This is a genomic window from Niabella aurantiaca DSM 17617, assembly GCF_000374125.1.
In the GTDB taxonomy this organism is placed as follows: domain Bacteria; phylum Bacteroidota; class Bacteroidia; order Chitinophagales; family Chitinophagaceae; genus Niabella; species Niabella aurantiaca.
In genome coordinates this window covers 260,691-283,708 of the sequence record NZ_KB893625.1, presented here as the reverse complement: position 1 = coordinate 283,708, position 23,018 = coordinate 260,691, and the positions used below count along the sequence as shown (strand labels likewise).

The window sequence follows — 23,018 nt, the reverse complement described above, 5'->3', positions numbered from 1 at the left end:
ATTTGAAAAGCACCCTTACCTCTATTTTCCATGAAGCAGGTGGGTACCTTTTATTTCAAGCGCTTCCGCGAGCGCATCCAGCATACCATATCCAAAACGGTTGTCCGGCAACAGGTAGTGGCCCTCCGTCCATTCATTGAAACAGGCAATCGTAAGGATAGCGGGCACTTCTTTATTTTTATTCAGGTAAGCAAAGGCGGCTTGCACAAAGGCTTTAAAAGCGGCGGGGCTTTCGTTGTTATAGATCACGCAACGCGGCCACTCATCACGATTGGGTATTGCCGGCCGCTTTTTGGGCATGATGTACCGGGGGGTAGAATCCCAACCCGGCGACAGTGCCGGGATGTAGGGCACTTTAAAATCTTTATGGTGCTCCGGCCAAAGCTTAAACGCTACATCAGCGGCTGCCACTTCATAGTCCGAGATCTCGTTCTCCTTCGGCTGAAACCGCCGGGTGGTCCAATCCAGCGGATTGTAGGAGCCTGCAGTATCATACCCCACCTCTTTACTGTTGGGGGTATAAAAGCCCGATGAATGAATGTGTATGCCTTTATGACCAAGCTGTTTTGCATAAGCGCGCAGGTCTGCAAACAGTTTCTTTGCAGCCGGCATACCGATATTTTTTTCCAAGCGGTTGGGGTCCCAGATACAGAGCACGGGTTTGCCGCCGATCCTCCAGTGGTTGGGCAAATGAAAATACCGCGAGATGATATAGGACATACTGCGCCAGCATTCTTCCAGCGTCACATCCGGTGGCTGGTAGCTGGGCGGATAACCGGGTTTTCCATCCGTTTGCTCTGTCGGGAACAGAATGTACCAGGGATGGTTCGTCCACATACAGGCAAACTGTACATCTGCCGCATTGGAAGCTCTTAAAAATCCATTTTCCAGGGCTTCGTGCAGGGCCGGTTCGCCATTGTACCAGTACCAATCCCATATATATACATCAATGCCGCTTTGTTTGGCAAGTGTATTGTATTTCTCCCAGGTGGCCGGTTTGCTTTCATCCAGCTCACCCAGCAGTGGTCCGCGCGGCTGCTGATGCCCCTGGAACCAGGGCCGGGCGCTGCGCACCAGGTTATATTCCGTCCACCCTTCGCCATACAATTTATTATGAATGGCCGACGGATGGTAATTGGGAAACAGGTAGGCCGCTACCGTTAAATGGTCCGGCTTCTTCAGCAGCGCCGTATTTCCCACCAGCTTTTCCAGGTCTCTGGGCAACCGTGGTGTTTCGTCCGGCATCTTTGAGCGAGCCTTCGGAAGCCCGCCATTATCCAATCCTGAAGCGGCCGCAAAGGCTGCTCCGCTCCAAACGGAGGTTCCGGCAGCCAGCGCTATGGTGCCTTTTCCCATATCATTCAAAAACCTTCTCCGTTGCATTTTTCGGTCTGTTTAAAGGTACGCGCTATATATGCTACAAATACCCGGCCGGTTCCAGTACCATCTGCCTTACCGGATATATGCTCCAAACTCTGCCAGGGCAACGTTGTTCGAATTGCCATAGTCGTTCAGTGCAATCAGTTTGATATGCCTGGCTGAGGTTGCCTGCGGAAGATCGATGAAGGCCTCGGCGGACGCCCTGTTTTCAAGGGTATATTTCAACTGGAAGGTCCAGTGCTCCCCATCGGCGCTCGTGTACAGTTCCACATCTTTTACCAGGTTGGTTGCCGTATTGCGCTGTTGTACAATAAAACCCTCAAGATCGTAGGTACTTCCCATATCAACGGCTGCCCAATGCGGATAATAGGTTTGGGCTGTGGGAGGCGTTGTATTTGCTGCGATCTGGTTTACCCACAACGATACAGGGTTATTGTCAATAAGATTGGAAGGGGGCCGGTAACTGTTTCCGGATCTTATATCAAAGCTGGACGCCGTTGCGATCCATCCGTCTTTTGGCAACGGATATCGCTGGCCTTTTACGTACATCGAAATCCATTCCGTATAGAAAGTGTCAATGGCAAACAGACCGGGAACATAAACAGTCCTGTATTGAATCGTTCCCCGTGGAAAATCGGGAAACTGCGAAAGCAGGATCGATTTATCAACAAAATATTTGCGGGTCACATTGTCCTTATCTTTAAATAACACTTCTGTGCCCACGATCGCCGTATCGGATATTCCGCCCCACACGATCCAGAGACTGTCGCTGACAACGGTAGCATCGTAAATGGGTCTGGACAAAAGCGTTGATTTATAAAAATCGCCGTACACTTTGCCGATCACTTCTGTTTTTACCGAACGGTTGCCCTCGTCATCGAAGGTATAAATCTCAAAAACATAGGTAGCCTCCGGCATATTGTTGAATGGCAGGTAGGTGGAGTCCTTTGAAGGATCCAATGCCACTTCCAGAGAGTCTGTTCGGTTATTCCAGTACACCATGGCCCTGGTAACTTTCGGGTCAGATGAGTTGGCCCAGGAAAGTATCATGCGTTTATACCCCGGCGATACTTTTGCGCTCACCGGCTTCCCGGGGTATTTCTGCTGCCCGTAATCCAGGAATTCTTTGTAGGTATCATCCATTTTGGAGCAGCCTGAAAAAACACCCCCTGCAAGCAGGAACAGGATCAATATCAATGGTTCTATCTTCTTCATGCGCTTAGTTTTTTATATCCGTTGTGCGGATGCTGTCCGAACAACCTATTAAGTTCACAAATCATTTTTCCGGTCATTGCCGGTGTTTAAGGGGTGATATCGGCATCTCCCCAAAAAGTTACTTCAGCGATGTATATATAGTCAAGGAAGCCCCAGGTTTCGTTGATCTTGAACCGCAGGTACCTTACGGGAACCTGTTCGGGGAAAATAAAGTCCTCTCCCTGATCAACGGCATAGGTTACATCTTCCGCCGTTACGGGCCCTTCACCCGAAGGTTTGTAGGACTCACAATCCATCAGTTTTGCCCACCCGTTCCAGCTACCGGAGGGATCGGGCGTATTCACGCTCCCCCATACTTCCCATTTTTTTGGCGCGCCCAGCTGGTATACATACTGGCTTCCGGCCCGATGGTAAAACTTGTACCGGCTCAGCAGGCAAACGCGGCCCATATCGAACGTGAACCATTGCGGCATCCCGGAACCGGGCTTTGTGTGAAACTGGGTTGAACCGGCTCCGTAGCTGTCGTTCCATATCTTATCCAGTGTCCAGGAGGCGTTGGCGTGCCCCCCCACCACATCGGTGGGCAATACTACACTTTTGAACAGGTCTTTGGGGATCAGCTCTTCAAACACGGGTGTAATGGTTTGCCTGATGGTGTCCGAAAGATTCCCCCACCGGTCCCTGACAACGGCGCCAAATACACGCGGTTCACTGGGAAAACCACGGACGGAGTACTTGCCCTGTAAGGATTTCGTATAATAGGTCTGTATCTCCGTAAGCTTTCCGGTAGAATCCGGTGTCAGCATTGTTACTGCCAGGCTGGCCTCTCCGCTGTTCATAAACGTTATGGTGGTTCCTCCGAAGGTTTCCTCAAACTGCAGAGTATTGTATGCTTCCTGCAAAGGAGAGGTCAATGGGGTGACCTTTACCGTTACAGGCTCGGAGCTTTTTTCACCAAAACTTACAGCGTACAGTTTTACCTCGTATTCTTTTACATCCGGAAAGCCGTCGACCACCAGGCTGTCCTGATACAAAGATGAAATGGTTTCCCGCTGCACACCGGGTCTTATTTCAAAAACAGCCTTCACATAGCGCAGGTTTTCGTTTGCCGGTAATTTATAGCGCAGGAGGGCCGCCCCGGGCAGTGGCTTTACAGACACCTGGGTAACCGGTGAAGGAGCGCTGCCATCGTCAGCCATCGGACTGATGTAGTTTTCCCGCGAGCAGGAGAACAACAGGCCAATGCAGCAAATAACGCTTAAAACAAATACATATCTTTTTGCCATGGTATGTGCGTTTGATTTTAATTTATAGATTACCATCCGGGGTTCTGAACGGTGTTCTTATTGGCGAAGATCTCCAGTTCACGTACCGGCCACAAATAGTCTTTCAGACTGAACGTCTGCTGATACAATAGTCTTTCGCGATAATACCCCTCAGGTGTTTTCTGCTCGATATCCCAACCTGTAATGGGCTGATTCAGCTCCTGTATAGCCGTCTTCCACCTCCTCAGGTCCCAGAAGCGCTGTCCTTCAAACATTAATTCAATGGTCCGTTCCCGCTGTATGATCTCCCGCAGGCCCTCCCTGGTTGCAGGCTTTGTGGGGTTATAGGCAAAAGCTGCCCAGGAGTCAACCACTCCCTGCAAACCCGCACGCTCCCGGATCTTATCCAGATAGGAGTACGCCTCGGGAGAAGGTCCGTCGGCCTCGTTCAACGCCTCCGCATATAAAAGATAAAGATTCGCAAGCCGCATCACCGGCCAGGGGTAGTTCTCTCTTGCATAGGTATTGTCCTGGATCACATTTACATAGTTCACATATTTCTTCGGCCAGATACCGGTAATGTTGTAGCTGTCATTTGCTATATTGGCAGCCGGGTCTCCTTTTTTAGACGATACATACCACATATCTTCCGCCGCATCAAACTTACCCTGACCGTACCAGACGCCGCCATCAAAGCCAAGATCGGCATAATAGCGTGGCTCCCGGCCTTCATTCATCTTTGCCGTCGTGTATTCCGGTACCAGATAATTTTTTGATTCCTCGGTACCCTGGATGAGTGCGAACCTTCCGCTATAATCCCAGGTTTTGTCTTCATCAATGGGCACACCATTTTTTGTATAGAACTTTGCGGCTGTTTTCAGTGGCACAGCGCAGTTGCCCAAAGTGCTCCTGGAAGCCCGCTTGGAAGGATCAAGCCCCCTGGGGGTAGACTGGATCTGCAAATTATCGACCATGCTGTTGGTGTTGGCCCAGATAATTTCAGCATTCCACTTTTCGTTCATGGCGTTCCGGATGTTCATCTGGAGCTTGAGGGTATCGGGTATATCGTATTGCCGGTTGCTCTGACTATAGTAGTAGAGTTTATTTCCTACGGCATGGCAGGCGTCAATCGCAGCTTTGCAGGCTTCTTTTGCTCTTACCCATTTTTGGGGGTCATAAGTGGTATTGAACAAAGCAATGCCGCGGTTGTCTTTAAAATTCGCATAGTCGGTATTGCCATTGAAAAGCGGGCTTGCTGCCGTAACCAGTACTTCGGCTTTGATGGCCAGGGCAATCGGCCTGGTGATCCGCCCCAGTTCGGCAGCTTCATTTACGATGGTTTCCGGCAGGTCCGGAATGGCTTCGTCGATCAGCGCCACTACATAGTTAAAGCAGGAGTCTACCGGATCACGGTGCACCTTCACCACGTCGGGACTGGCGTTCACCGGAAGGTTCACTTTCTTTATCGGAATGGGGCCGTACATTCTTGTAAGGTAAAAATGATAATAGGCTTTTAAGAATTTCACTTCAGCGATCCACCTGTTTTTTTCACCCTGCTCCATATCCGGCGTCCGGCCAATGTTTTCCAGAAAAATATTGCAGTCGCTGATGCCCTGATAAAGGTCTATTCCCCCACCCGATCCCTGCCAGAAATTATCATACGGGTTCACCACATTCTGATATCCGCGGGCAATATTCCAGGAGCTGGGTACATAAAAATTATGAAACCACAGCTCATCGCCTCCGCCCAGCGCCGGGTTTTCATCGGCAGATCCGGACATGGCACTGTGCCGGGGAAGATAGTTGTAACAGGTAAATAAAAATTTTTCTGCCTGCTGCCGCATATTAAAGGCATGGTCGATGGTAGCAATGTTGTCGGGAACCACATCCAGATACTTCTTGCATGATGTAATGACAGACGTTATTAAAATTGCTATCAATAATGTATTTCGCATCTTAACACAATTTCATGAGTTTAAAAATCTACTAATAGTCCCAGGTTATACACTTTCTGGTTGGGATACCGCAAGCCGTTGCCGCCCATTTCGATATCCCAGATCTTGAACTTGCTCCAGGTGTACAGGTTAATACCACTCACATACACCCTTGCGCTGGCGATATCAAGCCTGTTCAGCCATGCATGGGGCAGCTTGTACCCCAGCTCCACATGCTTCAGCCTTAAAAAGGCACCGTTGCGCATAAACCAGGAATTGGTTTGGGTATTATTCGTGATCGGATACGTGCTCAGCCTGGGCCAGAGCGCATACAGATCGCGGTGATCCTCCGACCAGTAACTGTCTGCGTACGCCTGCAGCAACTGGTTCACATACCGGATTCCTGAAGAACGTTCATCATTGTTATAATAATAAGCGTTAAAGGGCGCAGTGGCCTCGGGGTCGATCCAGAAAGAGGTTCGGCCCGCACCCTGGAAGAAGGCCTGGACATCGAAATGCTGATTGCCAAAAGACAATCCAAATCCATAAACAATCTCCGGTGTGGTGGGGTAGCCCAGCGGAACCATATCCAGCTCGGTGACCCTTCCATCTCCGTTTACATCTTTGTACTTAATATCTCCCGCCATATACTGACCAAAACCCTGCACCGGCGAGTTGGCTACCTCGGCTTCATCCGCAAACAAACTCTGGGCAATGTATCCCCATTGCTGGTTGATGGGATAGCCCACCCGCGACCGCCACCAGGCACCGGGATACTCGTACTCTTCAAACACTTTATATTTGGCAGAGGCGTAGGTAAAGTTGGCCATTGCCTGTATAAACATATTGTTGGCAAACGTATGGTTAAAGCTCAGGTCCACATCCACCCCCTGCCCCGTAACCGCGCCAATGTTGGTTTGTGGCTGTGCCCATAAACCCATGGATGCCGGTGTGGATGCCCGTTGCTGCAAAATATTGTACCGGTTCCTCCGGTAATACTCAGCTACCAGATTCAGCTTTCTTAAGATCCCTAACTCGATTGCAAAGTTGGCGTCACGCGAAGTTTCCCAGGTAATATTCGGATCGGAATAGCGGGAAATGGAAACACCCGGGCGGGAATAGCCGTTATCTCTCCCAAACACCGAGCCATAGGTGGCATTACTTAAGTTTACTTCCGACAGGTAAAAGAAACGGTCTTTTGCATCGCCAATATCATCTTTGCCTGCATATCCATAAGTAGCGCGGAACTTTAACAGGTTGATCTTATCCTTTATATTTTGGAAAAAGGGCTCGTTGGAAACCGTCCACGCAATACCCGCGGAGGGAAAGAATCCCCAGCGCTGCGTTTTATAAAAGCGTTCTGAGCCATTGTAGCCAAAGTTAAACTCTATGTGATACCGGTTGTCAAAGCCGTAAGTAGCCCTTCCTGATAAACCGATATTCCGGAACGGCAACGACTGCTGAATACTGCCTGCATTGGGGTTGAGGCGCTCCTGCAGATACCCGATGACCATTCCACTTAATGTATGCCGGGCATTGAATGTACGATAATAATCGATCGCTGCTTCTCCGTAAATGGTTGAATTGATCTCCTTCGTACCCTCGTCGTAATCGAGGGTCTCTCTTCCTTCTTCTTCATTGATTAGGTAAACATTGTATGTACCTTCTCTGAGATTGTAGTTAGACAACCCATAATAAAAAGGCAGATATTGCCGGGTAATGGTAAAATACGCATGCCGGTCGGTACTCAGCCTTCCACGTGCTTTCAATCCGGGGGTAATCGCTTTGAGGTCCTGCTTCAGCTCCAGCTGTGCTCCCACTTTGGAGCGGCCACGGTCCTGGTAACCGCGTACCATATCAGCATAAGGGTTCAGGTAATCGCCGTTGCCGTAGTTGCCAAACATAATATGGTTCACAAACCGGTGTGCCGAATCTTTTGGATAGTAAGCGGGGAACAGTACCGGGTTGGCACGCATAACCCTTGTATACATACCGCCGCCGGAGTAAATCGGCCCGTTGTAATCTTCAAATACACCCGAGAGGCGTACGATCATTTCGGTACTGGGCGAAACGAACATGTTCACATTGGACCGCAGCGAATAGGTCCTGAAATTGATGTTGTTGTTAAAATTATTTCTCTGGTCTACTTTCAGCAGGCCATTATCCTGGGTAAAGGTTCCTCCCACATAATACTTGGCTACATCCCCACCTCCACTCACGCTCATGTTCAAACGCTGGTTCACCGTATGGTCCTTAAACATTTCCTTTCTCCAGTCTGTCGAAGGAAAGATGTAGGAGCCGGAGCCAACCACTGTATTATCGATCTTCTCATCCGAATACAGCACCTGCTCCAGCGGATTTCGTGTAAGGATCGCTTCGTTGTTCAGCTTCATATATGTGACCGGGTCCGCAAGTTCCACATCCCGTGTATTCATGGAGAGGTTGGTTTCTGCCCGGAGCGAGATCCTCGCCGCGCCTCTTTTACCTTCCTTGGTTGAAATGGAGATCACGCCGTTTGCCGCACGGCTCCCGTACAATGCTGTGGCTGTAGCATCTTTGTAAATATTGAAGCTGGCCACATCATCCACATTAATTCTTGCAAGGTCATTGGTGGTCGATTCTATTCCATCAATTAAGATCAACGGTCCTCTGCCATATCCAAAAGTGGTGATGCCGCGTATATAAAATTCGGCATTGTCGGCTCCCGGCTCGCCGGTCCGTTGTACGGCAATCATCCCCGGAACACGTCCGGCCAGCGCCGTGGTCAGATTGCTGGAAGGGATCTTTAGTTCCTCTGGTTTTATCTGAGTTACGGAGCCGACCACCTCTGATTTTTTCTGTGTTCCGAAGGCAACCACCACAACATCGGAGAGATTTTCTCCGGCAGTATTTAGTGTAACGGAAAAGATCCGGCTGCTGCCGACGGCTATTTCCTTGGTTTCATAGCCGGCATAGGAAATCATGAGGGTATCCTGATCTTTTGCCAGGATGGAAAACTCGCCGTTGCCGTTGGTCAGTGCCGAGCGGGCGGAGTTCTTGATCAGGATCGTGGCCCCCTCCAGCGGCTCATTCTTTACATTTTTTACCACGCCGGAAACCAGGGAATCTGCAGCTAATGTTGGTTCACCTGGCCCGGCAACGCAAGCGTGTGGATACGCTCTGCTGTTTGCTGTAGCACTCAGCCCCGTCAGCACGCAGACCAACGCGAGCAAGCAATGCACTCGTAAAATTCTCATACTTAAAATTGCATTCGTTATATTAAAAGCAGCCTTATATCGGAAAACGGCCGTCTTACACCCCACTAAAAATGGAGAATCCTCCATCTACATTGATCACGGTTCCTGTTACAAAACGGGAAGCATCGCCCAGCAGCCATACCAATGCCCCAATCAGTTCTTCCGGATCGCCCAGCCGCTTAAATGGTGTGTGCTGCACCACAGCTGCACCCCGTTCGGTCACTCCACCCCCGGGTGTCGTCAGCAGTTCTCTGTTTTGTTCTGTAAGGAAGAAACCCGGCGCAATTGCATTCATCCGGACAGCGTCTCCATAGCGGTTTCCCAATTCCATAGCAAACCATTTGGTATATGCATCAATAGCACTCTTTGCAAGACTGTATCCCAGCACTCTTGTAATTGCCCGCTGGGAGGCCATGGAAGATATATTGACAATGCTGCCCCCGCCATTTTCCGCGATCACTTTTCCAAAGACCTGCGTTGGCAATACGGTTCCCATTAAGTTCAGATCGATCACTTCGCGCAGGGCGGGTATGTCCAGGTCAAAAAGCCCCATGTCCTTCTGTATGATGGCGTTCTTCATATTACCGCCGGCTGCATTTACCAGACCGTCAATCCGCCCAAATTCGCTCAGGATGCGGTCCCGGCCGGCAATCAGTTCCGGTTCCCTGGTAACATCTGCAATAATTGACAGCGCCTTTCCTCCGCGTGCTTTTACCCGGGCCTCGCGTTCCTTCGCTACTTTTTCATTCCTGCCGGCTATTACCACAGCCCCACCGGCAGCCACGATACCATCTATAAAAGCTTTTCCTAAAATGCCCGTTGCTCCGGTGATCACAATAACTTTACCAGCAAGGTCGAACGCTGTCATATTTCTTTTTTTTAATCTAAAGCCGAGCAAAAATCAATGAATCGTTTCTCTCCGGCGTTGCAATGTATTTCAGTAGTTTTTTCTCTTAAACAGCACGAATATATCATTAATCCTATCGGTTTTCAATAGCGGAAGCGTCAAAACGGCGCTAATCCAATATTACAACGTTTGAATAAAAAATATTTTTTTTGAAAATCACAGGATTTTTCAGAACTTTTGAGCAAATATCTGAGATCATCAACAGTGAAAAAGGGCGTTACCATAAAAGATATTGCAGCAAAACTCAACATGTCTGTTTCTACCGTTTCAAAGGCTTTGAACGACAATCCCAGCATCAGCACGCTTACCAAAGAACGGGTTGTAAAACTGGCAAACGAGTGGAATTATATTCCCAATGAAGCAGCGCGGCATTTTAAGCAAAGCAAATCGTTTACGCTCGGATTGGTGATCCCCGACCTGCTGGACCAGTTCTATGTACTGGCCATCAACGGAGTGGAGGCGGTTGCCGGCGACAATAAATACCAGGTAATTGTAGCCCAATCGCATGAAGACACGGAAAAAGAAGCGCAGATCATCCAGAACCTGATCAGCAACCGTGTGGATGGGGTGATCATTGCCATTTCCAAGAACACAAAAACAACCGCGCTCTTTCAGCGGCTTGAGCAAACCGGCATCCCGGTGGTTTTTCTGTCGCGCTCGCTAAACGATCCGGGCTTCGACTCGGTGGTTACGGATAATAAACATGCAGCGGAACTGGCCATTGATTATCTTATAAAAAAGCAGCATCGCCGTATTGCGCACCTGATGGGGCCAAAGGCGCTGGGCACCAGCCACCTCCGGCATGAAGCCTACCGTATGGCCCTCGAAAAAAGAGGTATTTCCTACGACCCCTCGCTGGTCAAGGAAATTGACTTTTCTGTTACACAAACCGACGAAGTGATGGAAGCCCTGTTTGCACTTCCTGATCCGCCTACGGCGCTTTTTACATTCAAAAGCTATGTCAGTCTTGACGCCCTCCGCTTCATCAAAGAAAATTACCCGCAGAAATTACAACAGGTAGCGATCGTAGGGTTCGGCAACCTGCCGCTGATCCAATACCTGGATCATAAGCCCAGCGCATCAATTGATGAAAATTCGTTTGACATGGGCATCGCCGCTGCAACGCTGTTACTGAAACATATCGAAAACGAATCCGACCAGCCCCTGCCCGCATCTACCCTGCATATTCCCTGTAAGCTGATTGTTCATCATTCATAAAGCCTGCACGGCCATTGGTGTGCAGACCGGCTGCGTTACTTTGCGCAACAGCGGATAAAAGGCAAACCGATTCCCCCGGGGCCAAAGCATATATTAACAATACATTGAGACTCTTCCATAAACACATTCAGGCAACGCTATATATATTTATGTCTGGCTAAAACGGATTACCAATGAAAAATTTCGTTATCGTCCTGCTGCTATTTCATGGAATGACTGTTGGCGCTCAAACGTCACAACAGCAAAAAAATATTGAAGCCTTTACAAAGCTGTATGGATATATCAGACATTTTCATCCGTCGGACGAGGCGGCGTCCATTAACTGGAATCAGTTTGCAGTTTATGGCGCCCACCAGGTTCTAAAAGCTTCTTCAGACGATGAACTGCTTAGAACCCTCAGCAATTTATTCATGCCCATCGCCCCGTCCATTCAGCTGGGGCGCGAGCCTCATTTCAACGTTGCAAGCATCACACCCGAAAAGCCACAGGATCATCAAAACATATTTTGGTTTCATACGGGCGTGGGGATCAATGATCGCCGGCCTTATTCCAGCAAAAGAATAAACCGTCCCATAGAAGCTTCTGTCGAGTCATCGGAAAGGTCTGAGCTGTTTACACAGGTTATCGACGCCTCCGGCTTAAGGGGGAAGCAGATCAGGATGGAAGGAAAAATGAAAGCGGATGTTACCGATGGCAGTGGTTATTTACGGATCAAAATATACAAGGCTGGAAGAGCCGGGCTTTCATATAATATCGATAGTGAGCCTGCCAAAAAAAATGAATGGACAGTTTACAAAGTATCCGGAACAGTTGATAAAAACGCCCGTCAAATTATACTTGGAGGAATGCTGGAAGGAAGGGGTTCTGTGTGGTTCGATGATATAAAGATATTTGTCTATGATAAGGTTCTAAAGCAATGGGAACCGGTAACCATCAATAATGGAGATTTTGAAACATGGGCCAGTACACTTCCGGCGGATTGGAATATAGCCCCGGCAAAAAGATATAAGTATACAATGGCTACCCTTGGAAACAACAAAGTGCTTTCTGTGGCAAGTGAGCCTAGGGGATTGGAGCGCAACCGTTCCATAGTAAACATAAACACCATCAACTATAAACATATTCCCCCCCCCGGCACCACGCTTCAAAAATCCATTGCAAAAAATATAGCTGTCATCTTTCCCATAGCGCTCTATGGTACCGCCAACCATACCTTTCCTGTTGCAGATAGTGCAAAGCTTGTTGCGCTTAAAAAGGAAATAACGGCGTTTTATCAGCAGCACAAAACGGCGGAAAACCTGGGTGTAAGATTGGGAGCCATTGCTATTTCATGGAATCTGTTTAAACATTTTTTCCCTTACTGGGAAGACGCGTCCAAAAGCGCTGATGAACTATTGAGCGAGGCGATCAAAAGGTCGTTTGCAGATAAAACCCCACTCGAATTTCGACAAACCTTGTTAAAGCTTATGGAGCCTTTGAATGATGGTCACATGCGGGTTGGTTTATGGGGAGACACCACTCATGCATATAACGTACCCTTACAATTAGCCTGGGTGGAGGGAAAAGTGGTCGTAGACCAGGTGTTAGACTCCAGCATCAGCGGAATAAAACGAGGGGCGGTCATTACAACAATAAACGGGAAAGATGTGATGGATGTTTACAAAGATAAAATGAGTTCTATTTCCGGGTCCCCACAGTGGAAATCATACGCTGCCGTTACCACACTGTTAGACGGTTCCCGATACACTACAGTGGAAATAAGCTTCAGACAGGACGGAGCGCTTCATCGTCAAAAATTGGAACGAAGTTTTACTGATGCGCAATATTACAATAGTCTGAACCGGTTGAAAAAAACAAGTAGTAAAATTGAAAACGATCTATTTTATCTTAATATGAGTACCGTGTTGCAGAATTCGATCGATAAATGGATGCCGGAGCTTGTCAAAGCCCGGGGCATCATTTGCGACTTCCGCGGTCATCCGGAAAGCAACAATGACTTTATCTACCATCTTCTAAAAGAGGAAGAAGATACAAAATGGCTGTTCACTCCGCAGACGGCTTATCCCGACCAGGAAAATATCGAGTTCAAAGGCTCCGGATGGAATATGAAACCCAAGAAACCCCGGGTTACCGGAAAAGTTGTTTTTATAGCGGATAGCCGTGCTGGCAGCCTGTCAGAAAGTTACCTGGGTTTTATCAAAGATTTCAAACTCGCCACCATCATCGGCCAGCCCTCCGCCGGTGCCAATGGCGACGCTAATACCGCCGATTTGCCGGGAGGATATACCATTATTTGGACGGGAATGGTGGCAAAGAATCATGATGGTAGTAAACACCATATAAAAGGTATTGTACCTGACATACCTTTGGAACGCACCCTAAAAGGAGTGGCTGAAGGACGGGATGAGTTTTACGAAAAAGCGCTTCAGCTGATCCATGCGGCAAACTGATCCATGCTGCGGTAAAAGAAACGAATGATCCGCTCTCATTCTACGGCCGTTCCGGCTTCCAATGATCATTTCCGCCGGCTCATGGTCGAAAAAAAGTGCCCCGTTCCCGGAGCACTTTATGATTCATTTATCCGATTCGCTTATCGCAGATCCACTACTTCCACGCCGGGATACTTTGCCGGGTCGAAGGAAAACTGCGCATCAGACATGGGTTTGTTCGCTTTTAAACTGCCCACACTGTAAACGGTACGGTTGCCATTTTTTTCCACGATTGTGGCACTGGCGATGGTCCTGGCCGCTTTATCAACCGCAAGATACAGGCGGCTGAACGCTTTGTTCTTGTCGATGGGCTGCATGATGATGACGTTTACCGGCTTACCGGCCACCTTGGTATCATTGCCCATCACATACATAAAATCTTTACTATAAAAATCTGTAAACAATTTTTGCGGGGTGATGGTGCTTTCTGATTTGTTGGCATTGTTAACGGTTACCTCCTTACTGGACGGATCATAATTCCAAACGGTTTTGCCATCGCTGAAGATCTTATTATTACCAAAACTGATATTGAACTTATCTCCTTTCATCAGAATGGTTCCGCTCTTCTTCGCCATCACCTTGCCCTGGGCATTCTGACTGGCATAAGCAAAGGTTGCGGTTACCGTCTGGTAGGATTTAAACTTTGCGCTTGCGGCATCCAGTATGGCCTTAGCTTTGGGATCCCGCTGTTGGGCAAAGGAAAAGACAGCCACCAATAAAAGCACCGCACTTACATATACTTTCTTCATATTCTTTTTAAAATTTGTTTTGATAATTTTTATACTCCTTAGACGTCAAGATTGATACCGGGTTGCGGCGTTTAACAGTTTTTAACAGATTTTAACCCAGCATATCCAGGTGTTCCTGCAGCTCTGCGTCCGTTTTGATCAGCACTTCCCGGGCCTTGCTTCCCTGGTTGGGACCAACGATACCGGCCTGCTCCAGCTGATCCATCAAACGGCCGGCACGGTTATACCCCAGCTTCATCCTGCGCTGCAGCAGGGAGGTGGATCCGATCTGGTTGGCCACAATGAGCCGGGCTGCATCCTCGAACAGGGAATCCCGGTCGTCCAGGTCAAAATCACCGCTTTCCATATCTTTTTCATCAATGTATTCCGGCAGCAGGAAAGGCTGCGGATATCCTTCCTGGTAAGCAATAAAGTCTACCACCTTATCCACTTCCGGTGTGTCTACAAATGCACACTGCAGCCTGGAGATCTCCCCGTTGAGACTGATGAGCATATCCCCCTTCCCGATCAGCTGATCTGCCCCCCCGGCGTCCAGGATGGTACGGCTGTCGATCTTGCTGCTTACCTTGAAGGCGATACGGGCCGGGAAGTTGGCCTTGATGATACCGGTAATTATGTTTACGGAAGGCCGTTGGGTGGCAATGATCAGGTGGATACCAATGGCGCGCGCCAGCTGGGCCAGACGGGCAATGGGCATTTCCACTTCCTTACCCGCCGTCATGATCAGATCGGCAAACTCATCTACCACCAGCACAATGAACGGAAGGAACTGATGCCCTTTCTCCGGGTTGAGCTTGCGTGCCGTAAACTTGGCATTGTACTCTTTGATGTTCCGGCAACCGGCATCCTTTAACAGGTCATAGCGGTTGTCCATTTCAATACACAGGGCATTGAGCGTATTGATCACTTTTTTGGTGTCGGTGATAATGGCATCCTCTTCGTTGGGCAGGCGTGCCAGGAAGTGATTGGCGATCTGGCTGTACACGCTCAGCTCTACCTTCTTGGGATCGACCAGTACAAACTTCAGCTGCGACGGATGCTTGCTGTACAGCAGGGATACGAGAATGGCATTGATCCCTACGGACTTACCCTGGCCGGTGGCACCGGCCATCAGCAGGTGCGGCATGGTGGCCAGGTCTACAATAAAGTTCTCATTATCGATCCTTTTTCCCAGCGCAATCGGCAGCGAAAAACTACTGTTCCGGAACTTATCGGATGCCAATAAAGTTTTCATACTTACAATGGTCTTGCGGGCATTGGGCACTTCAATACCAATGGTACCGCGGCCGGGAATGGGCGCAATGATCCGGATGCCAAGGGCCGACAAGCTCAGCGCAATATCATCTTCGAGGTTCTTGATCTTTGAAATGCGCACACCTGCTGCAGGCACGATCTCGTAAAGCGTTACCGTAGGGCCTACTGTAGCGCTGATCTTCTGTATCTCAATGTCATAATTGGCCAGTGTTTTTATGATCTGGTTTTTGTTGTTCTCCAGCTCGGCCGGGTCCTGTACCACCCGCTCGCTGCCGTGCGATTCCAACAGATCCGGGGAAGGTTTTTTATAGTGCTTCAGATCCAGCGTCGGCTCATACACCTTACTCTTTTCTGCAGGGGCTGTTGCCGCGGCAGTAGCAGGCGCGGGGGCAATGGGACCGGAATTGATCTCCAGCTTGAGGTCTTCTTCCAAAACCGGTTTCCCGGCCTTTACGGACTTGCTGGTAACCGGTAATTCCAGCTCCTGTGTTTGCTCTTGCAGCGTTTCTTTTGCTTCAACGGGCGGGACTTTCCGGGTCTCGGGTTTTAGAACGGTGATCCGCTCGTACCCCTCTTCTTCCTCCTTTGCCTGTACACCCGGTTCTTTATTGATCAGCTTAATATCGTATTGGGGCTTCTCCACGCCGGTATCGATCATGAGCTGTGCCCCTTTTGTTTCCGGTACATCCGGCACTTTCGCTTCCGGAATATCGCCCTCATGACCCGCAGGAGCCACGGCACCTGCTGTTTGCGGCCGCTTCAGCTTTTTGGGAAAGCTAAAAGCAGGATTAAACTGCCAGATGAAATAGGCAACCACGATCAGGGCGAGCACCGCACCGGCCCCGATCATGCCCAGGGAGCCCGTCAGCCAGCCCGCGATCATATTACCAACACCGCCGCCCCAGCGAAACTCTTCGTTTGGCAACAGATACGCCAGAATTGCGGATACAACCAGCATTCCCAGGGTCACATACTTGAGGTTCCTCCATACAGAAAAGACCCTGCGCCGCCATAAAAGATTTACTCCCACTACAAAAAAGAAGGTGCTGATCAAAACCGCTGCAATGCCAAACAGCCGGTAAATGAAATAATGTGCGCTAAGCCCGCCCAGCTTGCCCAGGAGGTTCATCATTTTGATATCCGGGTCCCACAGGATTTCGCTTCCCCGGGATATCTGGGTAAAATCCTGCCGCCAGGTAAAGAAGTAAGAAATAAAGGAAATGATCAGAAAAACAGATATCAGCAGGAAGGTGGTTCCGGCAATTTTCCAGGTGCGTTCGTCCCGGGCTAACGCCTTCAGTTGAACTTTTTCTTCTTTTTCAACTTTCCAGGTACCTGTTGTATTTTTACTCGTCCGTGCTGTTGGTCTTTTGCTCTTCGGTTTACTCTTAGTCGCCATAAAAGCAAAGATACTATTACTGTTTAATGTGAGAATTTGAAAATGTGAAAATATGAAAATGAGCGCTGGAAGTGTACGCTTACTCCAGGTATCAACAGGTGCCCGACACGGAATTTTAAACCAGGAGCCGCTCCTTTAGCGGCAATCTACCGGCTTTCAGAAGAAAATCAAATATCAGCATCAACCCAACCGGTTCTAACTATTTGTTATTGAGTACACTAAGCACCAACATCACCCAACCGGCGATAAAGAACAATCCGCCTATGGGCGTCAATATTCCCAATCCGCCCAGGCCTACTTTACCGGTAGCCTTCAGCGCGGCCAATGCATAGAGCGACCCGGAGAAAAGCAGAATGCCGATCAGAAAAGCGGCACCTGCCCAGGACATGAGCTTTACAGGATATTTTTCGAAAAGGATGGCAACCAGGATCAGCGCAAGGGCATGGTACATCTGGTACTGCACACCGGTCTGAAACGTAGGTACCGACTCCGGTGCGATCTCTTTTAACTTATGAGCACCAAACGCGCCCAGTATAACACCCAGCCCCGACAGGGCTGCTCCCAATGTAAGATATGCTTTATGCATCGATGATCTGTTTTACAAATTCTTCCGGCCGGATATGACAGTCGTCTACTTTTAGTTTTGCGCGATCATAATAGATGCGCCGGTCGTTATTTTTTTTAACAATATAGGCCTGTAATTGTTCGTCATCCAGGTCTTTTAAAAGCGGACGGTGCGCTTTTTGCTGCCGCAGCCGGCCCAGTAAAATATCGAAGGGGGTATTCAGCCAAACGGTGGTGCCCTGCTGGTTCATATAGTCGATATTATTAAAATAACAGGGCGCCCCGCCACCACAGGAGAGCAGCAGGTTGGGATGACTGTCGGTGATCATATACAATATTTCCTTTTCCTTCATCCGGAAATACTCCTCCCCTTCTTCTTCAAAAATTTTGGTAATGGGCCGTCCTTCGGATTCCACAATAAGATCGTCCAGATCATAAAAGGGCAGCTCCAGCTTTTTACTCAGGATCTTTCCCCAATGTGTTTTCCCCGCTCCCATAAAACCGATCAGATATACACGCATAATAGCTAAATTCTAAAATCCAAATATCAATAAACAGCAAATATCCGGGATTCAGGGGGGATGATGAAATGTTCGCTCAAAGAATCAGGAAGAAAAAAAGCAAGAACCAAATCTCAAAAAAAAAGACAAGAACCAGGTTCCAAGCAACCAGCCTCAACATTGAACGCTGAACTTAAAACCTGAACAGGACTCCGTCCTATTTAAACGCATTGATCCCCGTGATGTCCATACCCGTAATGAGCAAATGGATATCATGAGTACCTTCATATGTGATTACACTCTCCAGGTTCATCATGTGCCGCATGACCGGGTACTCCCCTGTGATCCCCATCCCGCCCAGGATCTGCCGCGCATCCCTGCAGATCTGCGTGGCTACGCTGCAGGCATTGCGCTTGGCCATACTTACCTGCTGCGCAGAAGCTTTTTCCTCATTCATCAATACTGCCAGCCGCCAATTGAGCAATTGTGCCTTGGTGATCTCCGTGATCATTTCGGCCAGCTTTTTTTGCTGCAGCTGAAACGCAGCGATCGGCTTTCCGAACTGGGTCCGCTCTTTTGCATAACGCAGCGCCGTATCATAACAATCCATCGCTGCACCCATTACGCCCCAGGCAATGCCAAACCGGGCTTTGTTCAGGCAGCTTAGCGGCCCTTTCATTCCGCTTACCCCGGGAAGGATATTCGTTTTGGGTATCCTTACATTGTCGAAAACCAGCTCTCCCGTTGCGGAGGCTCTTAAACTCCATTTATTATGGGTAGCCGGGGTAGAGAACCCTTCCATACCCCGTTCTACAATGACCCCCCGCACGATCCCTGACGGGTCTTTTGCCCAAACCACGGCTACCTGCGCAAATGGTGCGTTGCTGATCCACATTTTGGCCCCGTTCAGCACGATATGGTCCGCCTCTTCTTTAAAATGCGTGACCATACTGGAGGGATCGCTTCCATGGTCCGGTTCCGTTAACCCAAAACAGCCCAGCCATTCGCCACTGGCGAGCAGCGGCAGGTACTTACTTTTCTGGTCTTCGCTTCCGTAAGCAAAGATGGGGAACATAACCAGCGAGCCCTGTACGGATGCGGTAGAGCGCACGCCGCTATCGCCCCGCTCCAGCTCCTGCATCATGAGGCCATAGCTGATATAGTCCAGCCCGCCTCCGCCATATTCTGCCGGTATGGTTGGACCAAAACATCCCAATGCGCCCAACTGTTTTACGATATGTTCCGGAAAGGCCGCGTCCTGTGCATATTTTTCAATGACCGGGGTGATCTCCTTTTTTACATAGGTGCGTACGGCATCGCGGATCAGGCGGTGCTCATCAGTAAAAAGCGCATCCAGCTCAAAATAATCCGGGCTCTGAAACAGATCAGCTTTTGCAGACATAACAAAATTTTGATGATCCTCAAAGGTAGCTGATTTTGGAGATTGGTGATCGTGTTGCGGCTGAGGCACCAGGAGGTCCTGCAAATCCTTTGTATGGCTTTGCGGTAACGTTTAAAACACGAGGACACGCAAAGGATCCACAGCGTGCACTAAGATGTTCAGTAGCCGTATCTCCCGGTGATCTTTGCGGATCCTTTGCTCTTTGGAGTCTTTATTTCTTCGCCGGAGCCAATCCCCGGTTCTCCAGTAACGGGGTAATGTCCGGCTCCCTGCCCCTGAAGGCCTTATACATTGTGGCCAGGTCTTCTGAATTTCCTTTTGAGAGGATCATATCGCGGAAACGCTGCCCGTTTTCCCTTTTGAGCCCCCCGTTCTCGCGGAACCAGGCGTAGGCATCGTGATCCAGCATCTCCGCCCAGCTATATGCATAATACCCCGCAGAATAACCGTTGGCCCAAATATGTAAAAAATAAGAGGACCGGTACCGGGGCGGAACAGCAGCAATGGCCAAACCGCTTTTCTGAAGTGCTTTTTGCTCAAACGCATCTACGTCGGTAACGGCACTGTCTGCAGAAGAAAGCAGGTGCCATTGCATATCCAGCCTGGCCGCAGCCAGCAATTCGGTAATGGCATAACCCTGGTTAAAGGTTGCGGCGTTCCGGATCTTATCTACCAATACCTGCGGAATGGGCTCGCCGGTCTTATAGCTCCGGGCATAGTTTTTCAGCACGGCGGAATCCAGCGCCCAGTGCTCGTTGAATTGTGAAGGCATCTCGACAAAGTCACGGGATACGCTTGTTCCGGACAGTGAAGGGTACATCTGGCTGGCAAATAACCCGTGCAGGGCATGTCCGAATTCATGGAACATTGTGGTTACGTCATCAAAGCTGAGCAGCGCCGGTTGTCCTTTTACAGGCTTCGGAAAATTGCATACGTTCACGATCACCGGTCGGGCATCGAATAATTTGGATTGCGTTACAAAATTATCCATCCAGGCTCCGCCATTTTTATTATCCCGTTTAAAGTAATCGCAGTAAAACAAGCCCATCGCCGAACCATCCTTATCAAAGACCTCGTATACTTTTACATCCTCCTGGTACACCGGCAGATCCGTGCGTTCCTTAAATGTAATCCCATAGAGTTGAGTGGCCGCATAGAATACACCATTCTTTAGCACGCTGTCCAGTACAAAATAGGGTTTCACTTCCGATTCATCCAGATCATATTTTGCTTTTCTTACTTTTTCGGCATAAAAATCCCAATCATACGGCGTAAGCTCCGTTGTATCTTTCTGCCGGGTCTTCATTGCTTTTATATCTGCTGCCTCGGCGGCAACCTTTGCCAGCGCCGGGGGAACCAGCCGGCTTAAAAATGCGTTCACGGCCTGTGGTGTTTTGGCCATCTGGTCCTGAAGCTTCCACGCCGCGTAATTTGGATATCCCAGGATGCTGGCCTTTTCTTTCCGGATGGCTGCAATCCGCAATATATTGTTCCGGGTATCATTGGAGTCGCCTTTTTCGGCGCGGGTCCAGGATGCATCAAAAAGCTTTTGCCGGGTAGCGCGGTTGGTCAATGACTGAAGGGCGGGCTGCTGGGTAGTATTGGTCAGCGCGATGAGGTACTGCCCCTCATGATCACTTTTTTTTGCGGCCTCACCGGCTGCCTGGATCTCCGCATCGGGCAATCCTGCCAGCGCGGTCCTGTCGGCTACAAGCAGCGCACCAGCCTTGCCGGCAGCCAGCAACTGATTGCTGAACCGGGTACTCAGCGTGGCTTCCTCTTCGTTCAGCCGCCTGAGCTTTGCCTTTGCAGAATCGGGAAGCGCGGCCCCGTTCATTACAAACTTCTGGTGATAATATTCCAGAAGGCGTTTTGATTCAGCATCCAGCTTCAGCTTATCCCGTTGCCGAAATACGGCATCCACTCTTTCATACAGCTTTGTATTCATGTAGATGGAATCGGAATGTGCGGAGAGCCTGGGAGCCATCGCCTCCTGGATCTTCTGAAGATTGTCGTTGGTATTGGCGCTCGTCAGCGCATTGAAGGCCGCGTTGGCACGGTCCAGCAATCGTCCGGTTTTTTCAAGAGCAACCAGTGTATTCTCAAAGGAAGGAGCGGCCGGGTTACCGGCAATGCTGTCAACCGCTGCCAGTTCTTCCTTCATTCCTTTTTCAAAGGCCGGTACAAAATCACTTTCCTTTATTTTATCAAAAGGAATGGTATGATATGGAAGCGCACTTTCTTCCAACAACGGATTCTCTGTGTTTGCAGTATCTGTTTTATCGGGTGTATTACCGGGCATCGTACAGGAAGTAATGATTAAAAAAATGCAAAGTACCACAATGTGCTGCTTCATAAAATTGATTTTACGCAAAAGTAGACAGGGATATCCTGAAAACCACATCCTATCCCTTATTTTCAGGGTTAGAGGGAATATAGATCTCAAATACGGTGCCCTCCCCTTTCCGGGAATCGACCGTTACGGTTCCGTTGAGCTTTTCCAGCGCTTCCCGCAGGATGTACAATCCCAGCCCCAGACCGCCGGGCTGCGCTCCCTTAAAAAAGGGATCGAAGATCTTTTCCGTTTCTGCCGTATCCATACCTGTTCCGTTGTCGGCTACAGTGATACGGGCGCCATCGTCTGCCGTGACGATCCGGACCACTACTTTTTTATCGGGCTCCCCGGAGCGCTGGCATTTGATGGCGTTGGAAAGCAGGTTGGCAAGAACGATCTCGATCCGGAAAACATCCCCGTAAAAGACGTGGGCTTCTTCAACCGACACGTCAAACCGGATCCCCTTTGTACCATTGGAGGTCCGGTACAGGTCGATCAGGGAACGCACCAGCTCTTCAAAATGGATCTGCTCCTGCGCTACTTTAAAACGGGCCGTTTTATAAAACTGAACCGTTTGGGATACATAGTAGTCCAGCTTCTGAATGCAGGCATCCATCAACTTCCAGTACTCCCCTGAGTCATCCATTTTGCCTTCCATCTTCACCAGGTCAAGAATGCCTGTTGCGGAGGCGATGGGCGCTCTTAACTCATGCGACAGGCTGTACACAAACCGGTTCAGCCCGTCATTGGCTTTCTGAAGTTCCGAGATCTTTTCCCGAAGGTCACGGTTGGCTTTGTAATGGTCATATGCGTTCAATACACTGTTGTGCAATTCCAGCTCATCCCAGGGCTTGGTGATGTACCGATAGATATCTCCCTGGTTTACGGCTTCAGCCAGCACTTCTATATCGGTATATCCGGTGAGCAGCACCCGGGGAATATGCGGATATTGTTCCTTGGTCATTTTAAAGAATTCGACGCCGGTGATCTCAGGCATCCGCTGGTCGGATATAAGCACATGGATCTCCTCCCGGTCCAGTATATCCATCGCCGCAGCTACAGAAACAGCCGTAAAGACCCGGTACCTGGTCCGGAAGGCAGCCTTGAACGAATTGAGGTTCTGCTGCTCATCATCTACATAAAGTACATTAATTTCGGGCATCATGGAACA

At 49.3% G+C, this 23,018-nt stretch carries 15 protein-coding genes; 2 read left to right on the top strand and 13 right to left on the bottom strand.

The annotated features are described in order from the left end of the window. Positions 1-21: 21 nt before the first annotated feature. The 6 genes from B160_RS0101120 to B160_RS0101095 all read right to left on the bottom strand — a co-directional run bounded on the left by B160_RS0101120 (position 22) and on the right by B160_RS0101095 (position 9,898). Positions 22-1,383, bottom strand: coding sequence for a glycosyltransferase WbsX family protein (locus tag B160_RS0101120; protein WP_018625997.1), 1,362 nt, complete (start codon positions 1,381-1,383; stop codon positions 22-24). Positions 1,384-1,452: 69 nt separating this feature from the next. Next, entirely contained in the window at positions 1,453-2,595 is a 1,143-nt protein-coding gene (locus B160_RS0101115) for a DUF4998 domain-containing protein (protein WP_018625996.1), read from the bottom strand. 86 nt (positions 2,596-2,681) lie between these two features. Further along, complete coding sequence (locus tag B160_RS0101110; protein ID WP_026309435.1) at positions 2,682-3,881, bottom strand: DUF5000 domain-containing lipoprotein; 1,200 nt, start codon at positions 3,879-3,881, stop codon at positions 2,682-2,684. Between the two features lie 29 nt (positions 3,882-3,910). Beyond that, positions 3,911-5,815, bottom strand: coding sequence for a RagB/SusD family nutrient uptake outer membrane protein (locus B160_RS0101105; RefSeq protein ID WP_018625994.1), 1,905 nt, complete (start codon positions 5,813-5,815; stop codon positions 3,911-3,913). 20 nt (positions 5,816-5,835) lie between these two features. Then, positions 5,836-9,030, bottom strand: a complete 3,195-nt coding sequence (locus B160_RS0101100) for a SusC/RagA family TonB-linked outer membrane protein (protein WP_157557842.1) — start codon at positions 9,028-9,030, stop codon at positions 5,836-5,838. A gap of 55 nt (positions 9,031-9,085) precedes the next feature. Beyond that, a complete protein-coding gene (locus B160_RS0101095; protein ID WP_018625992.1) occupies positions 9,086-9,898 on the bottom strand; it encodes an SDR family oxidoreductase in 813 nt (270 codons plus the stop codon). Positions 9,899-10,141: 243 nt separating this feature from the next. On the opposite strand from B160_RS0101095, the gene B160_RS0101085 reads away from it, so the two are divergent. Further along, positions 10,142-11,155, top strand: a complete 1,014-nt coding sequence (locus B160_RS0101085; RefSeq protein WP_040679221.1) for a LacI family DNA-binding transcriptional regulator — start codon at positions 10,142-10,144, stop codon at positions 11,153-11,155. A 173-nt stretch (positions 11,156-11,328) separates the two neighbouring features. Then, a complete protein-coding gene (locus tag B160_RS0101080) occupies positions 11,329-13,605 on the top strand; it encodes a S41 family peptidase (protein ID WP_018625989.1) in 2,277 nt (758 codons plus the stop codon). Between the two features lie 140 nt (positions 13,606-13,745). On the opposite strand, the gene lolA1 is transcribed toward B160_RS0101080, so the two are convergent. The 7 genes from lolA1 to B160_RS0101045 form a co-directional block, all read right to left on the bottom strand. Then, complete coding sequence (gene lolA1 / locus B160_RS0101075) at positions 13,746-14,393, bottom strand: outer membrane lipoprotein periplasmic chaperone LolA1 (protein WP_018625988.1); 648 nt, start codon at positions 14,391-14,393, stop codon at positions 13,746-13,748. 91 nt (positions 14,394-14,484) lie between these two features. Further along, a complete protein-coding gene (locus B160_RS0101070; protein ID WP_018625987.1) occupies positions 14,485-17,046 on the bottom strand; it encodes an FtsK/SpoIIIE family DNA translocase in 2,562 nt (853 codons plus the stop codon). 199 nt (positions 17,047-17,245) lie between these two features. After that, entirely contained in the window at positions 17,246-17,632 is a 387-nt protein-coding gene (locus tag B160_RS0101065) for a DUF423 domain-containing protein (RefSeq protein ID WP_018625986.1), read from the bottom strand. Beyond that, positions 17,625-18,131, bottom strand: a complete 507-nt coding sequence (locus B160_RS0101060) for a shikimate kinase (RefSeq protein ID WP_018625985.1) — start codon at positions 18,129-18,131, stop codon at positions 17,625-17,627. Before B160_RS0101060 ends, B160_RS0101065 begins: the two co-directional genes overlap by 8 nt. Positions 18,132-18,327: 196 nt before the next feature. After that, positions 18,328-19,512: an acyl-CoA dehydrogenase family protein gene (locus tag B160_RS0101055; protein ID WP_018625984.1), complete on the bottom strand. Its 1,185-nt coding sequence runs from the start codon at positions 19,510-19,512 to the stop codon at positions 18,328-18,330. Positions 19,513-19,723: 211 nt separating this feature from the next. Continuing rightward, on the bottom strand, positions 19,724-21,868 hold the full coding sequence (gene dcp / locus B160_RS0101050) for a peptidyl-dipeptidase Dcp (protein WP_018625983.1): 2,145 nt from the start codon (positions 21,866-21,868) through the stop codon (positions 19,724-19,726). Positions 21,869-21,917: 49 nt separating this feature from the next. Further along, positions 21,918-23,012 (bottom strand): hybrid sensor histidine kinase/response regulator, encoded by a 1,095-nt coding sequence (locus B160_RS0101045; protein WP_018625982.1) that lies wholly within the window; start codon positions 23,010-23,012, stop codon positions 21,918-21,920. Positions 23,013-23,018: the final 6 nt, after the last annotated feature.